We start from the raw sequence: 15,783 nt of genomic DNA, 5'->3' as shown, positions 1-15,783 counted from the left end.
GACAACCCCAGTATCGGAAGTGCGCTTATGCCACCTTTAGCACAACAGAATCTTTGCCTTGCCCCCATTCATGAACGCTTGCCAGGCCTGCTGTCGGCACTCGGAGAAGGATTGTATGAGCGCCAGGATGCCCTGCGGCTCGGTCTGCTGGCTGCCCTCAGCGGCGAGAGTGTCTTCTTGCTGGGCCCGCCCGGTATCGCCAAGAGCCTGATCGCCCGTCGTCTCAAGCTGGCCTTCCACGAGGCGCGTCACTTCGAATACCTGATGACCCGCTTCAGTACGCCGGAGGAGGTGTTCGGCCCCCTCTCCATTCAGGCGCTGAAGGAGGATGGCAAGTACCTGCGCTTGACCACGGGCTACCTGCCGGAAGCCGAGGTGGTGTTCCTCGACGAGATCTGGAAGGCGGGCCCCGCCATCCTCAACACCCTGCTCACCGCCATCAACGAGCGACAGTTTCGCAACGGCGACAGCCAGCACCCCATCCCCATGCGGCTGCTGGTGACCGCCTCCAACGAGCTGCCGGCGCCGGACAGCGGGCTGGAGGCGCTCTACGATCGCATGCTGGTGCGCGTCTGGATGGACAGGGTGCAGGAGAAGGCCAACTTCCAGGCCATGTTGTCCAGTGATGGCGTCTCTCCCCGTCACCTCTCTCCCGCCCTGCAAGTCAGGAGTGAGGAGTATGAGTTGTGGCAACAGCAGATAGAGCAAGTGGTGCTGCCCGACGAGGTGTTCGAACTTGTTTATCAACTGCGGCAGCGGCTCGACAACATGAGCGATGAGCCTTGCTACGTTTCGGATCGGCGTTGGAAAAAGGCGGTACGCCTGTGCAAGGCCAGTGCTTTCTTCCATGGCAGGCGGGAGGTGGCACCGCTGGATCTGCTGTTGCTGAAAGATTGTCTCTGGCATAACGCAGAGAGTCGTACCGCCTTGCTGACGCTGATGGAAGAGTTTGCCCGTCTGCACTGTTACCGGCAGCAGTCACTGATTGTCCGTCATATGGCCATCACCTCGGCCTTGCAGGCGTTGCAACAACAAATAAGTGCCCGGTTGGCACTCAAGGCCGAGCCCCACAGGGGGATGCTGGGCAAGCGCAGCAAGGGGTGGCAATTGCCGCTGGATGAGGCCCGCAAGGAAGGGGCGCGTGGCTTGCAAATCCAGTTGCACCTGCTCACCCCTGCCCGGCTGAGCCCGGAGGAGCCGGATCTGCTGGTAGAGACACTGGAGTGTGACAAGGTGGTACTGGGTCACTGGCAGTTTGGTGGCGACAAGGTGCTCTTTCATCCCGCGGGCAGCAAGACAGGGTTGACCCTGGAGCTTGAGCTCGACAGCAGCCAACGTCTCAACCTGCTCGACAGCCAGCGTCATCCCATTCCTCTGGTGCTGGTGTGCCGTGAGCCTTTGCCCGGGCTGATAAGTGCTCCCTGGTACCAGACGCTGGCCACTCTGAGTGAACAACTGGTGGCCCTGCGCACCGAGTTGCGCCGTCAGCGTCATCGCTTTGATGACCACCAGCCTCACCATTTTCTCGGCTCGCATTGGCTGGTGACTATTGAGGAAGGCTTTTTCACCCAGGCCCGTGAACTTGACCAAACCGCCGATCTGCTGGCTCAGTGGCAACAGCGCTTGCCACTGTTGTGCGGGGAGCCGGGGTAAATGATCGAGATTGGCACCATGAGCGCCCTGCTGGCGCTCTCGGAAGGGGAGATGGTGACTGAAATGGTGGTTGCCCTGTTGGCGAGCACCCAGATCTCCCGTTTTATCCGGGTAGGCAAGGCACAGGGCCGTTCCCTGAAACAGCGGCTGCAGCGCTGGCGCCATCAGGTGAATGACACCATAGCCCATACCCCTGTGCCTTCGACGCTGGAGCAGGAATTTCTGCTCTACCAGCACTTCATTTCCCTTTATCTCGCCCAGCTGGTGACCGAGTTGCCCACCCTGCTCAGTGCTCTGGAGCGGGGCAGTGATTTTGCCGACGAGGGACGTCAGCTGGCTCATCAGTTGGTGGACCATCCCACTGAAGGGGCCAGGCGATTGCTGCTTGATCGGTGGCGGGCCAGTCTGGTGGGGGCCTTGCTGCGCTTGCAGCAGGAGCTGGCCGAGGCGGAGCGGCTCAGGTTGCAGCAGGAGCTGGAGGAACAGATTGGCGCCAGCGAGGAGCTGGAGCAAGTGCTGGATCCCCAGCGGCGCACGGCCGGTGGTTTGTGGAACCTGGCTCAGGGGCGCTGGCAGCCTGCTTCTCTGGTGCTGATCCGTCAATATGCCGCCATGCTGGGTAAAGAGCCCATGTTGCAGGAGATCGCCGACAGCATGGGGCGCAGTCTGCACGATAACGAGCAGTTGCAGCGGCCCCAGCCACCCCAGCCCACCCTGATCCAGGAGCCGGTGTTAAGTGACGATGTGCCCGATGATCTGGTCGGGATCCACCCGGCCAATGATTTGATGAGGATGCTGCCGAGTGAAGCCGTGATGCTGGGGGTTCCCGAACTGGAGCTGGAGTTCTACCGCCGCTATCTGGAACGCCGCCTGCTCAGTTATCAGACCAGGGGTACCTTGCCGAGGCATCAGTTGCTGCCCCGTACCACGGCCCGGGGTGATCAGGCGTTGCAGCCCATGGGGCCAGTGATTGTCTGTATCGATACGTCCGGCTCCATGGGCGGTTACCCTGAGCAGTGCGCCAAGGCGCTGGCACTGGCGCTGTTGCAGCTTGCCCTGACCGAGCAGCGGCGCTGCTTTGTGATGCTCTTCTCCACCGATGTGGCGACCTTCGAGTTGACTGATGCCGATGGCCTCGATGAGGCGCAGCGTTTTCTGGCCATGACCTTCAATGGCGGCACGGATCTGCTGCCCTGCCTGAGCGCATCCCTGCACCAGTTACAGGCACCCGGTTTCGAGCTGGCGGATGTACTGGTGATCTCCGACTTTATTGCTCAGCGCCTGCCTGCCTCGCTGGTGGAGCTGATGGACCGTCAGCGTGGCCGTGGCACCCGGTTCAACGCCGTTGCCATGTCACGCCACGCCAAGCCGGCGTTGCTGCGGGTGTTCGATAAAAGCTGGCTACTCGACTGCGGTCTGCGCGGTCGCCTGTTGCGCCGCTGGCAGCGTAGCTGACACGCACCGTGCTGGCAGACTGGCCAGCAGCACTACCCCGACACACAAAAGGCCAAGCGCCAGCCACACCGGCGGCGTGACGGTTTCCCCCGCAGCCACGTCGTCATTCGCGCCGTCAAGGTGATGGGGCCGCAGCCCATTTGACCATGTTCAGATGCCGGGCAGATGGACGAGCCCCAGCGCCGGTTGAAGATGATGAGCTTGCCGGTGGGGACGTGATTCTGCCAGATGCACAGGCCTGTGCCGTCCATGGCGGCATCCAGCTTCTCCCGCGCATCCTCGGCCAGCCGCTTCAGTCGCCCATTCTCCTGCAGCAGCTTGTCATAGGCAGCCTGCAGCTCTTCGTGTGTCATGAGGGCACTCTTCTCGGTGATAAATGCCGCTTATAGTCGATGCTGGCTGTGGGCCTGTAAAGAGCGACAAAATGATATTGCTGTCCGTCTCTCGTCTTGCATCGGGCAGGTTTCTGACCCGGGTCGGGCTGTATCAACAGGTTTTGCTGGCGAGCCCCCCAAGGAGCGATATGATGAGTCAACGTTTGCGCCGCAATGAGCTTGTTTCTTCTCATGATTCATACAATGGCTTCACTTTGTCTGATACCGCTGCTCTTGCTCGCAGGGTGGATGACACCTGTGTGGGCGGCCCGGGGCCCTTTGCCTGAGCCTGCACTGGTCGGGGAGTTGAGCCAGTTGGAAAATGATGCGCTTCCCCCGCGCGTGTTCCGGCTGCGGGTAGCCGCGTTGGCCGCTCATCGGGACAGCTACTCACAACCGTTGCAGGGTCGTATCACCGGTTTGCAGTGCTGGGCGCGTGATGCCGAGCGCACCAGCGAATATGAGATGACCATTGCTTTCGCCAGTCAGCAACTGGCGTTGGCTCGTAGACAGGATGACAAACAGACGGAGGCCGGGCTCTTTATCTGTCGGGGCTTCAATCAGCAGATGCTGGGCAATATGACACAAGCCAAGGCAGATTATGATGCTGCCCTGCGACTGGCCGAGGCACTTGATGACCCCCGTCTGAAAAGCGATGCGCTCAGCTATCGGGGTGACATGTTTGCCTATCAGGGGGTGCTGGCACAGGGGTTGATAGACCTGCTTGCCGCCTATGATGGTTATGTCTCGCTGGGGCAGGAGGGGTTGAGATTGAAGGTGCTGGCACAGATTGCCAACACCTATCGGCGCATGGGGATATACGTGCGTGCCCACGAGTATTTTGAAGAGGTGATGCAGGCTTATCAGCAGCGACACGATCAGAACAGCCTCATCGATGTGGGCACCCTACTGGCCATTCTTTATACCGATGAGGACCGTTATGCACAGGCCCTGCCTCTGCTCGAAGCGGCTGAACGTTATTACCGTCAGGAGCAACGGGAAATGGATCTGGCCTGGATCAGGGTCGAGTTGGCTTGGAGCCTGCTGAATCTAAACCGGATTGACGAGGCGCTGATCAAGTTGGAGCAGGCCAAGCCCGTTCTCTATCGATATGAAGAAGATACGGATGAAGCTACGTTGGGGCTCTGGCAACTGGTGATGGGATTGACACTGGAGACCAAAAAGGAGGGCGACCAGGCACTGCACTATCTGGCGCGGGCTGAATCTATCTTCAGTCAGGAACAGAACCAGCGCTTTCTTGCCTGGATCTATCAGGCCAGGGCCAGAATTCTTGAGCAGCAGGGCCAGGTGAATGGTGCATTGGCGGCGCTCCAACAGTATGTGCGGGTAAAGAGCGAGCTGGATGATTTGCTTAACGAACAGCGTTCGGCCCAGATCCGCCTGGAGTTCGATCTGGCGCGCAAGGATCTGGAGAATCAGACCCTCAAGACCCGGCAGCTGCTTCAGGCCGAACAGTTAAAACAGCTGCAGGAGCGGCGGCAATGGCAATATGCAGTGGTGATACTGCTACTGGTGATTATGGGCATGCTGGTGCTGTACCTTTTCAAGCGCTCTCGCAAGCTGCGTCAGCTCGCCATGACCGATGACCTCACCGGCATCCACAACCGCCGTCAGATCCAGGCCAAGGGTGAGGAGTGGTTCAGGCAGGCCAGAGACAATGGCAAGCCGCTCAGCGTGCTGCTCCTGGACATAGACCACTTCAAGCAGGTGAACGACAGGCTGGGCCACCATATGGGGGATCAGGTGCTGGCAGCCGTTGCCAGGTGCATCGCTGGACAGGGTGGGGCGCAATGGTGGCGAGGAGTTTCTGGTTCTGTTGCCCGACATCTGCATGGCGGAAGCGGCCGAGGTCGCGGAGCGGATCCGCCATCGGGTCTCCCAGCTGCGCATCGAGGGGATGCCACAGGCGCATCCGGTGCACGTCAGCATAGGCTGTGCTCAATACCACCCCCTCGACGACAACCTGGGGGGGCTGATCCAGCGAGCCGACGAGGCCATGTACAGGGCCAAACAGGCTGGCCGCAACCGGGTGATGCGGGCCGAGTAGGTCGCCCGGCACCCTTTGCGAACGGCCCTAAGCCGGGCTGGGTATTTTTCACTCGCGCGGGTATAATGTCGCGCAATTTTGCTTTGACTCAGGCGAGAAGACCCATGTAATGCAACCAGCCTCCCCTGTTCCACCCGGTTGGCCTCGATGTCAGCCCGCGTGGCGTTAGTTGCTTGCAGTCCTGTGTATGCCGGCGGACCTGATGCCGCATACATGCAAATGTGCCGTGAGTCGAATGCGGCATCCCGGATGTATTCCCACGGTGGCAAATGCCATCGCTCAATAGAAGAACGTTGAATTATGTCAGCTGAATTTCTGAGTGAAGTCTCCAAGAGACGCACTTTTGCGATCATCTCGCACCCGGATGCGGGTAAAACCACCATCACCGAAAAAGTCCTGCTGTTCGGACAGGCCATTCAGCGCGCCGGTACCGTCAAGGGCCGTGGCTCAGGCCAGCACGCCAAATCCGACTGGATGGAGATGGAGAAGCAGCGTGGTATCTCTATCACCACCTCGGTGATGCAGTTCCCCTACTCCAACTGCCTGGTCAACCTGCTTGATACCCCGGGTCACGAGGACTTCTCCGAAGATACCTACCGTACTCTCACCGCCGTGGATTGCTGCCTGATGGTCATCGATGCCGCCAAAGGTGTTGAAGACCGGACTCGCAAGCTGATGGAAGTGACCCGGCTGCGTGACACCCCGATCCTTACCTTCATGAACAAGATGGACCGCGAAGTACGTGACCCGATGGAGGTGATGGACGAGGTAGAACGCGAGCTGAAGATCATGTGCGCCCCCATTACCTGGCCGATCAGCTGTGGTAAATCCTTCAAGGGTGTCTATCACCTCTACAAGGACGAGACCTATCTGTATCAGACTGGTCAGGGCCACACCATCCAGGAGAAGCGGGTAGTCAAGGGGCTGCATAACCCCGAGCTGGACGCCGCCATCGGCGAAGACCTTGCCGCCCAACTGCGTGGCGAACTGGAGCTGGTGCAGGGCGCCTCTCCCGAGTTCGATCACGAGGCCTTTATCGCCGGCGACATGACCCCGGTGTTCTTCGGTACTGCGCTCGGTAACTTCGGCGTCGACCACATGCTGGATGGCCTGACCGACTGGGCCCCTGCGCCTATGCCGCGCAAGGCCGAGAGCCGTCTGGTTGAGGCGACCGAGGAGAAATTCTCCGGCTTCGTGTTCAAGATCCAGGCAAACATGGATCCGAAACACCGCGACCGTATCGCCTTCATGCGCATCGTGTCAGGCACCTACTCCAAGGGCATGAAGATGCGCCACGTGCGGATCGGCAAGGATGTGAACATCTCCGATGCCGTGACCTTTATGGCCGGTGATCGCGAGCAGGCTGTTGAAGCCTGTGCCGGTGACATCATAGGTCTGCACAACCACGGCACCATCCAGATCGGTGACACCTTCACCCAGGGTGAAGATCTCAAGTTCACCGGTATCCCGAACTTCGCTCCCGAGCTGTTCCGCCGCATTCGCCTGCGCGATCCGCTCAAGCAGAAGCAGCTGCTCAAGGGGCTGGTTCAGCTCTCCGAAGAGGGGGCGGTGCAGGTGTTCCGTCCGCTCATCAGCAACGATCTGATCGTTGGCGCGGTCGGTGTGCTGCAGTTTGACGTGGTGGTGTCGCGTCTGAAGAGCGAGTACAACGTCGAAGCTATCTACGAAGCCGTCAACGTCTCCACCGCCCGCTGGGTGGAAGGGACGGACGTCAAGAAGTTCGAGGAGTTCAAGCGCAAGAACGAGCTGAACCTGGCGCTGGATGGCGGTGACAACCTCACCTACATAGCCCCGACCATGGTCAACCTGCGTCTGTCTCAGGAGCGTCACCCGGACGTTCACTTCCGCCAGACTCGCGAGCACTGATAATGGCCTGCTGGCCTGTCGGTTGACGATAAAAGAGACCCCGCTTCGGCGGGGTCTCTTTTTACATGGTCATCATTCCCTTCCTGATCACAATATCCCATTGTTTTTCCATACGAAACCAACATAGGATTTCGCTTCGTCATGAAGATTTCGGAAAGATCAGCAATAAGGACATAGCATGCACATTCTCCAAGCCACCCCGGCCCATCTTGAAGAAACCAGTCAGTTGTTTGATGCCTACCGCCAGTTTTATGGGCAGGATCCGGATCATGGTGCCGCGACCGGTTTCATTGCCGAGCGCCTCACCGCCGCCGATTCGGTCATCTTTCTTGCTCGCAATGAGATGGGGAAAAGCATCGGTTTTACCCAGCTTTATCCCGCATTCTCTTCCGTTGCAATGAAGCGGATGTGGTATCTCAATGATCTCTATGTTGTCGAGTCGGCCCGTCAGCAGGGAGTGGCGAGGGCCCTGCTAAAACGGGTAGCAAGTTTTGCCAAAGAGACAGATGCGCTGACCGTAAAGCTGGCCACGGGCATATCTAATCATCCCGCTAAATTACTCTATGAATCAGAGGGGTATCAAAAGATCACTGCCTTTGACCACTATGCCCAACGGGTTTAGGTGCTTCTCCCCTGGCGGGCGAAGGTCTAAGAAGGAGGCGGCCGCCGCTACAGCGCCTTGGCCATACAGATCTCGCAATCCCCGTGGCCGGTGCGGCCGAGCGGCTCCGGCAGGTGCGCGAAGCCGAGGGATTCGTAGAGCGTGGTTGCCTCGCGCAGCACCTCGGTGGTTTCCAGATAGCAGCGCTGGTAACCCAGGGTTCTCGCCTCGTCCAGTGCCTGCAACACCAGTCGCCGTCCCAGCCCCAGTCCGCGCAGGGAAGGCATGAAGTACATCTTCTGCAGTTCGCAGACCTGATCCTCTTCCCCCGCCAGCGGCGCGATACCACCACCGCCCAGAATGGTGCCATCGGGCCCTTCGATCACCCAGTAGCGGCTCTTCTCCCCTTGGTAGGTCTCGTGCAGCCGATCGAGGTCAGGGTCGGCCACGCCATAGCCCTTGTCGGCGGTGAGGCCGTATTCGGCGGAGACGGCGCGCACCACGTTGGCGATATGGGGGTTGTCGGCGGCGGTGATGGGACGGATGCGGTAGCCCTGCTGACGGCGGGTGCGGGAGAGGGCGCTGCGGTAGAGGTGCAGGCCGGCCCACAGCTGCTCGCGTTCGCTCAGGGTGAGCTGGGCCAGGGTCTCTTCCATGGCGTTGTCCATCTCCTGGTGCAGGTCCCGCAGCTGGGCCTGGCCGGCGATAGTGAGGCGCGCCTCCTTGCTGCGTCCGTCGGAGGGGTGCGGGTGCCAGCTGATGAGCTCGCGCTCGGCGAGTCGCGCCAGCGGACGGCTGGCGTTGGATTTGTCGATGCGCAGCCGCTCTGCCAGCTGCTGGTTGGTGGCGGGGCCGCTCTCCAGCTCGATCAGCAGATGGGCTTCGAGCGGAGTCAATGCCAGCTCGCCGCACTGTTGAGAGAGCATGCCGAGTTCGCGCACCAGATCGCGCGACAGGGCGCGCAGGGGACGGGGATCCATATCAGGGTTTCCTATTTGGTTGTCATTGACAACTAAAATAACCAATTGGTTGTAATGCGCAACCTTTTTTTTCACATAAAAAAGGGGCCCAAAAGGCCCCAAACAGTGCGTTGGATAACCAGAATGCAGGGTTGGCCTGCTTACACCAGCTCTGCCAGCATGGCGTCGGCATAGGGGGTCAATGCCTCGCCCTTCTGCACTTTGGCGAGGTAGTCCGGGTTGGCGATCAGCGGGCGGCCGATGGCGACGAGATCGAAGCGGTTGGCCTTGATGGCATCCAGGGCAGTGTCGGCGTTGTAGTTGCCGACGCCCACCAGATGACCGTCGTAGTGGGCGCGCAGGTAGTCGGAGGCGTGACCATCCAGATAGTCGAAGGTGAGGCTGTCATCGAAGATGCCCAGGTGCACATAGGCCAGGGCACGCTGGTTCAGCTCGGCCAGCAGATAATCGAACACGGCGCGATCCCGCTGGTCACCCTCAAGGTGCACATAGGCACCGGGGGAGAGGCGCAAACCAACCCGATCGGATCCGATTTGGGCGTTGACCGCATCCACGACGTCCAGTGCGAAACGGCTCATCTTCTCCGGGCTGCCACCGTAACTGTCGGTGCGCAGGTTGGTGGTGTGATGCAGGAACTGGTCGATGAGGTAGCCGTTGGCGCCGTGGATCTCCACCCCGTCGAAGCCCGCCTCGATGGCGTTGGCGGCGGCCTGGGCATAATCCTCGGCCAGCTGGCCTATCTCGGCCACTGTCAGGGAGCGGGGCACCTGATACTCCAGCTCGCGCATGCGCGGTACAGTGCCCTTATGGGCGACGGCGGATGGTGCCAGCACCTCACCATGGTGGAAGAAGGGGTGGGAGAGGCGACCCACGTGCCACAGCTGGGCGAAGATCTTGCCGCCCTTGGCGTGCACGGCGCGGGTGACGTTTTTCCAGCCTGCGATCTGCTCCGGGCTGTAGATCCCCGGGGTATTGGGATAGCCCTGGCCGTCGGGACGAATGATGGTCGCTTCGGAGATGATGAGGCCGATATCGGCACGTCGGGCGTAGTAGGCGGCCATCTGCTCGGTGGGCACCAGGCCCGGGCCTGCCATGCAACGGGTGAGGGGGGCCATCATGAAGCGATTTGCGAGCGTGAGGGTGTCGTTGAGGCGATAGGCTTGAAACAGGGTATTCATGAGCGTCGTCCTGAGGGAGTGATTCTTGAACGAGCATTCAAGACGTTTTTTGTTTTGTGTGCAAGTCTTTTTTGAACAAGCATTCAAGATGGGTTGGTCTTGCCTGCCCGCTGGGGTAAACTTGCCGCCCTTTTTGTTTCCCTCTCATCGGCTCTGCGCCGGTGATCGCTTGTTCAACGGAGAAACCATGCGCAGCGCCGAGTTCAACCGGGACGACGTCTTGCGAAATGCCATGGAGGCATTTCGGGCCAAGGGTTACGCCAAGACCACCATGCAGGAGCTGGTGGCGGCGACCGGGTTGCATCCGGGCAGCCTCTACGCGGCGTTTGGCAACAAACGCGGCCTGCTGCTGGCGGCGGTCGATCACTATGTGCAGGAAAAAAGCGCGCTGCGCCGTGGCTTCTTTGCCGGCCAGAGCCCGCTGGCGGGGATACAGGCCTACCTCAGCCAGATAGTGAACGATGCCCTGTGTGGCACCTGTCTGGTGACGCGCACCCTGATGGAGCTGGCGGAGCAGGACGAAGAGCTGCACCTGCGCCTCAAGGCTATCTATGCCGAGCTGGAGGCCGATCTGGCGCAGCTCCTGAATCTTGCCCGGCAGCGCGGGGAGTTGATGGCCGACCGCGACATCCCGACCCTGACCGCCTTCCTGCTGATCAACATTCAGGGCCTGGTCACCTTCGCCCAGTGCCGCCCCGACCGCGCCCTGCTCGATGGCGTTGTCACCCAGCTGATGACGGCCCTGCGGGCATAAGCCAGCCGCAGGGTTGTTTGCATCCTTTTCCCCTCGCGGGAGAAGGGGGGGGGTGAGGGGCGCTACCCTCTTCTTTGGATTACCCGATCCCATCCGAGGGGGAGCCTGTCTATCTCGGGCTCACCAGCGCCTTCATCACATCTTTCAGCCACACCAGCACGGGCTGTTGGGCATGCCGATGGGGCATGCCAGACGCAGCAGTGTCACCTCGGCCCCACCAGCTCTTTCATCAAATCTTTGAGCCACACCAGTGCGGGCTGTTGCGCGTGAACGGGATGCCAGACGCAGTTGAGGTGATAGTCGGGCACATCCGCAGGCAAGGGCAGGCTTTTGAGCGGCCAGTGGTTGGCGAGCAGATCGGCCACCATGCTGGGCAGCACCAGCAGGTGGTCGCTTTGGCTGACGATGGCGGCGGCGGACATATAACTCTGGCTGTTGACCGAGATGGTGCGGCCGTGGCCGAGGCCCTGCAAATAGCGGTCCAGGCTCGCCTCCGAGGTGCCAAGGGGCGAGTGGAACACATGGGGCATGGCGATAAGCTGCTGCAGAGTGATGCGCTCCAGCCACTGGGAGGGGTCATCCTCGGCCCCGGCGGGGGCCGACTTGGCAATCGGCAGATCGGCGCGCACCAGCCCGGCCAGCGGCTCGGTGAGCCAGGTCTCCTTGCCCAGATACCCCGGCACCTGCATGTATTCGTCAAAGCCCAGCACCAGATCGATTTCGCCGCTCGCCAGCTCCGCCTCCGGCAAGGTATCGCGCAGGATGCGGATCTCGATGGTGACCCCGGGCGCCAGCCCCTTGAGACGCTGAATGAGGGGCGGGATCAGCACGCACTCCACGTAATCCGTGGTGCAGAGCACGAAGCGCCGTTTGGACTTGATCGGCTCGAACACCTCCTCGTCGGAGAGCTGCTGCTCCAGCAGTCGCAGTGCCTGCTGCACCCCCAGATGCAGCCGCTGGGCGCGCGGGGTGGGCAGCATCCCCTGCGGGGTACGCACCAGCAGCGGATCGCCGAAGAAGGTGCGCAGCCGACCGAGGGCGTGGCTCATGGCGGGCTGGCTGATAAAAAGTGTCTCGGCGGCGCGGGTGACGCTGCCGTGTGCCATCAGGGCGTCAAAGGCGAGCAGCAGATTGAGGTCGAGCTGGTGTAGTTTCATGGTGGGGTCATTGGCAGTGTTTATGGGACAATCCATCCTATTCATTTGATGGATGGGTGCGCAACTTCTTACACTGCGGGCCACGCTTATTTTTTCCAGGGGGCGCCCGTTCGGCACGCTGCCGGGGTGGGGGCCCGCCCGTTTTCCCTCTTACCGGCCCTGTGAGGCGTGCATCGCCATCACAGGCCCGCAAGGATATTGCGATGAGCATCAAGACGATCAACTCCACCCCAGTTGCCGACGGCTTCACCATGCCCGCCGAGTGGGCGCACCAGCAGGCCGTCTGGATGATCTGGCCGTTTCGCCCTGACAACTGGCGGGTCGCCGGTCGCTTCGCCCAATCCACGTTTGCCAAGGTAGCGGATGCCATCGGTGGCGCCACCCCGGTCTTTATGGGGGTGCCAGCCCAGTTTATGGCGCAGGCCCGCGCCATCATGCCCGCCCACGTGACCCTGGTCGAAATGAACAGCGATGACTGCTGGGCCCGCGATACAGGCCCGACCATAGTCACCAACGCCGCAGGGGAGTGCCGTGGCGTGGATTGGGGCTTCAACGCCTGGGGCGGCCACAAGGGGGGTCTCTATTACCCCTGGGATCAGGATGAAAAAGTGGCGGCCCAGATGCTGGCACAGCACGAGATGGCGCGTTACGACGCGCCGCTCATTCTGGAAGGGGGCTCCATCCACGTCGATGGCGAAGGCACCTGCCTGACCAGCGCCGAGTGCCTGCTCAATGAAAACCGCAACCCGCACCTGAGCAAAGCGCAGATCGAAGCCCACCTGCGCGACTATCTGGGCGTGAAGAGCTTTATCTGGCTGGACGAAGGCGTCTACATGGACGAAACCGACGGCCACATCGACAACATGTGCTGCTTCGTGCGTCCGGGTGAAGTGGCCCTGCACTGGACTGACGATGAGAACGATCCCCAGTACTCCCGCTCCGTGGCTGCCCTCAAGGTGCTGGAAGCGGCGGTCGATGCCAAGGGTCGCAAGCTGAAAGTGTGGAAGCTGCCCCAGCCGGGCCCGCTCTACTGCACTGAGGAAGAGTCCGCAGGCGTCGAGAGCGGCAGCGGTGTGCCGCGCGAGGCAGAAGGTCGTCTGGCCGGCTCCTACGTGAACTTCCTCATCACCAACGATCGCATCGTCTACCCGCTGCTGGATGCTGCCACCGATGGCGAAGCTCAGCGCATGCTGGAAGAGATCTTCCCGGAGCACACGGTGATCGGCGTACCGGCCCGAGAGATCCTGCTGGGCGGTGGCAATATCCACTGCATTACTCAGCAGATCCCTTCAGGTCAGTAAGCTGGCCGAAGAGTGTAGAAATTCAAAACCCCACGCAGTGGGGTTTTATCTCTTGATGGTGTGATGGTCGCAGGCGCTGATGCGGCGATCATCATGACAAACAGTCACCCTTTTACAGGAGATCCCAATGATCGAAGTGACAGAGGTTTCCATTGCCGAGCTGCGCGGCGCGCTCGGATCAGGCCGCACCACAGCGGTCGAACTGGTCAAGGCCTATCTGGCCCGGATCGAGGCCTACAACGGCCCCGAGACACAAACCCGCCTCAATGCCGTGGTGGTGCACAATCCCGATGCGCTGAAAGAGGCGCAAGCTTCCGATGCTCGCCGCGCCCGTGGCGAAACCCTGGGGCCGCTCGACGGCATCCCCTACACCGCCAAAGACAGCTATCTGGTCAAGGGGCTGACTGCCGCCTCCGGCAGCCCGGCCTTCAAGGATCTGGTGGCTCAGCGCGATGCCTTTACCGTCGAGCGGCTGCGCGCCGCCGGTGCCATCTGCCTGGGCAAAACCAATATGCCGCCGATGGCCAATGGCGGCATGCAGCGCGGCGTCTATGGCCGTGCCGAGAGCCCCTACAACGCCGACTACCTGACCGCGCCGTTTGCCTCCGGCTCCTCCAACGGCGCCGGTACCGCCACCGCCGCCAGCTTCTCCGCCTTTGGTCTGGCCGAAGAGACCTGGTCGAGCGGCCGTGGCCCCGCTTCCAACAACGGCCTGTGCGCCTACACCCCGTCCCGTGGCGTCATCTCGGTGCGTGGCAACTGGCCGCTGACTCCGACCATGGATGTGGTGGTGCCCTATGCCCGCACCATGAACGATCTGCTGGAAGTGCTCGACGTAGTGGTGGCCGACGATAGCGATCCCCGTGGCGATCTGTGGCGCCTGCAACCCTGGGTGCAGCTGCCCAAGGCTTCTGAAGTGCGTCCGGCGTCTTATCTGGATCTGGCCGCCAAGGCCGATGCCCTCAAGGGCAAGCGCCTCGGCGTGCCGCGCATGTTTATCAACAAGGATGAACTGGCAGGCACCAGCGACAACCCCGGCATCGGCGGCCCGACTGGTCAGCGCATCCATACCCGCCCGTCGGTGATTGCCCTGTGGGAACAGGCCCGTCAGGCGCTGGAAGCCGCTGGCGCCGAAGTCATCGAAGTGGACTTCCCGCTGGTCTCCAACTGCGAAGGGGACCGACCCGGCGCACCGACCGTGTTTAATCGCGGCATCGTGAGCCCTGAGTTTCTCAACGACGAGCTGTGGGAGCTCTCCGGCTGGGCGTTTGACGACTTCTTGCGTGCCAACGGCGATCCCAAGCTCAATAAGCTTGAGGATGTCGACGGGCCCAAGATCTTCCCCCACGATCCGGGCACCCTGCCGAACCGCGAGGGCGATCTGGCGGCGGGCATGGACGAGTACGTCAAGATGGCCAAGCGCGGCATCAAGCGCTTTGACGAGATTGCCTCTGTGCCGGACGGCCTGCGCGGCCTTGAAAAGACTCGCAAGCTCGATCTGGAAGAGTGGATGGACGAGCTCAAGCTCGACGCCGTGCTGTTCCCCACCGTCGCCGACGTTGCCCCGGCTGACGCGGACGTGAATCCAGCCTCCGCCGATATCGCCTGGAGCAACGGCATCTGGGTCGCCAACGGCAACCTCGCCATTCGCCATCTCGGCGTGCCGACCGTCACAGTCCCCATGGGGGTGATGGCCGATATCGGTATGCCGGTGGGGCTGACCTTCGCCGGTCGCGCCTATGACGACAATAACCTGCTGCGCGTCGCCTCGGCCTTCGAGTCCACCGGCAGCAAGCGTAAGGTGCCGCCGCGTACGCCGCCGTTGGGGTGATCGCCATTAGTAATTAATTATTTTGGGCTTATCTCGCTATAAACCAAAAGACCACTTGTGATGCGGGTGGTCTTTTTTTGCGTCAGAAGACAGAGAAAATGTTGGGGTCATAATCGGTAAAAATGTAGAGGTGTTTACCTATCCATAAATAGAATTTGGCTCTGAGTAATGTGCATTTCATTCACTATAAATAGCCATTTACATCAATGATATGTGAGCCGTCAATGATGCGTGGCTCACATATCAAAATGATGTGGCATTTTATTTTGTTTTATAGAAGCGATGGTCTTTATCTAAAAATACAACATAGAATGTATTGGTACAGAATTTAAATCCTGAAGAGTTTTGCTCTATGTTTTTAAAATCATCAGGGATAGTAAAACCAACCAGCCTAACACTTCCTTCTAGTCTAAATCGTCGTAAGCGCCGTTAAATCGACCTACTTGCCTTTACCGTATTGCGCCACTTTTTTTGCAATCGGCTCCAGCGGGACGTTCCATGGCAGCAGGGCTTCGAGCTTTTCCAGGGTATCGGCCTCGCCAAT

Annotated in this window: 11 protein-coding genes and 2 pseudogenes; 9 read left to right on the top strand and 4 right to left on the bottom strand. The window is 60.6% G+C overall.

Translation table 11 applies throughout. From position 1 onward, the window contains the following. The first annotated feature begins 27 nt into the window (after positions 1-27). The gene (locus GWQ22_RS13645) at positions 28-1,653 is read left to right on the top strand and encodes an ATPase RavA domain-containing protein (protein WP_275930629.1); all 1,626 of its coding nucleotides are present in this window, start codon (positions 28-30) and stop codon (positions 1,651-1,653) included. Continuing rightward, entirely contained in the window at positions 1,654-3,108 is a 1,455-nt protein-coding gene (gene viaA / locus GWQ22_RS13640) for an ATPase RavA stimulator ViaA (RefSeq protein WP_275930628.1), read from the top strand. Positions 3,109-3,278: 170 nt separating this feature from the next. Here the strand turns inward: viaA and GWQ22_RS13635 are convergent. Then, positions 3,279-3,461: pseudogene (locus tag GWQ22_RS13635) on the bottom strand (diguanylate cyclase); the annotation flags it as partial. 195 nt (positions 3,462-3,656) lie between these two features. Here GWQ22_RS13635 and GWQ22_RS21885 point away from each other — a divergent pair. The 4 genes and pseudogenes from GWQ22_RS21885 to GWQ22_RS13615 form a co-directional block, all read left to right on the top strand. Continuing rightward, positions 3,657-5,216 (top strand): annotated as a pseudogene (locus tag GWQ22_RS21885) (diguanylate cyclase); the annotation flags it as partial. Positions 5,217-5,334: 118 nt separating this feature from the next. Continuing rightward, positions 5,335-5,550, top strand: coding sequence for a diguanylate cyclase (locus tag GWQ22_RS13625; protein ID WP_275930644.1), 216 nt, complete (start codon positions 5,335-5,337; stop codon positions 5,548-5,550). A 297-nt stretch (positions 5,551-5,847) separates the two neighbouring features. Continuing rightward, on the top strand, positions 5,848-7,437 hold the full coding sequence (gene prfC, locus GWQ22_RS13620; protein WP_212513459.1) for a peptide chain release factor 3: 1,590 nt from the start codon (positions 5,848-5,850) through the stop codon (positions 7,435-7,437). A 178-nt stretch (positions 7,438-7,615) separates the two neighbouring features. Then, complete coding sequence (locus GWQ22_RS13615) at positions 7,616-8,059, top strand: GNAT family N-acetyltransferase (protein WP_275930627.1); 444 nt, start codon at positions 7,616-7,618, stop codon at positions 8,057-8,059. Positions 8,060-8,106: 47 nt separating this feature from the next. Here GWQ22_RS13615 and GWQ22_RS13610 read toward each other — a convergent pair whose 3' ends face one another. Beyond that, positions 8,107-9,018 carry a GNAT family N-acetyltransferase gene (locus tag GWQ22_RS13610; protein WP_275930626.1) on the bottom strand — a complete coding sequence of 304 codons (912 nt, stop codon included), beginning with the start codon at positions 9,016-9,018 and terminating at the stop codon, positions 8,107-8,109. A gap of 140 nt (positions 9,019-9,158) precedes the next feature. Beyond that, positions 9,159-10,196 (bottom strand): alkene reductase, encoded by a 1,038-nt coding sequence (locus tag GWQ22_RS13605; RefSeq protein WP_275930625.1) that lies wholly within the window; start codon positions 10,194-10,196, stop codon positions 9,159-9,161. Between the two features lie 187 nt (positions 10,197-10,383). Here GWQ22_RS13605 and GWQ22_RS13600 point away from each other — a divergent pair, with 187 nt between their 5' ends. Continuing rightward, positions 10,384-10,950: a TetR/AcrR family transcriptional regulator gene (locus GWQ22_RS13600; RefSeq protein ID WP_042038898.1), complete on the top strand. Its 567-nt coding sequence runs from the start codon at positions 10,384-10,386 to the stop codon at positions 10,948-10,950. 203 nt (positions 10,951-11,153) lie between these two features. Here GWQ22_RS13600 and GWQ22_RS13595 read toward each other — a convergent pair whose 3' ends face one another. After that, positions 11,154-12,107, bottom strand: a complete 954-nt coding sequence (locus tag GWQ22_RS13595; RefSeq protein ID WP_275930624.1) for a LysR family transcriptional regulator — start codon at positions 12,105-12,107, stop codon at positions 11,154-11,156. 203 nt (positions 12,108-12,310) lie between these two features. Here GWQ22_RS13595 and aguA point away from each other — a divergent pair, with 203 nt between their 5' ends. Then, positions 12,311-13,408: an agmatine deiminase gene (aguA, locus tag GWQ22_RS13590; protein WP_275930623.1), complete on the top strand. Its 1,098-nt coding sequence runs from the start codon at positions 12,311-12,313 to the stop codon at positions 13,406-13,408. A 127-nt stretch (positions 13,409-13,535) separates the two neighbouring features. Further along, a complete protein-coding gene (locus GWQ22_RS13585) occupies positions 13,536-15,239 on the top strand; it encodes an amidase (protein WP_275930622.1) in 1,704 nt (567 codons plus the stop codon). The last annotated feature ends 544 nt before the right edge of the window (positions 15,240-15,783 follow it).

This window comes from Aeromonas sp. 1HA1 (assembly GCF_029237385.1).
Lineage (GTDB): Bacteria > Pseudomonadota > Gammaproteobacteria > Enterobacterales > Aeromonadaceae > Aeromonas > Aeromonas popoffii.
The sequence above is the reverse complement of the archived record's forward strand: the minus strand, read 5'-3'. Positions and strand labels throughout refer to the sequence as shown.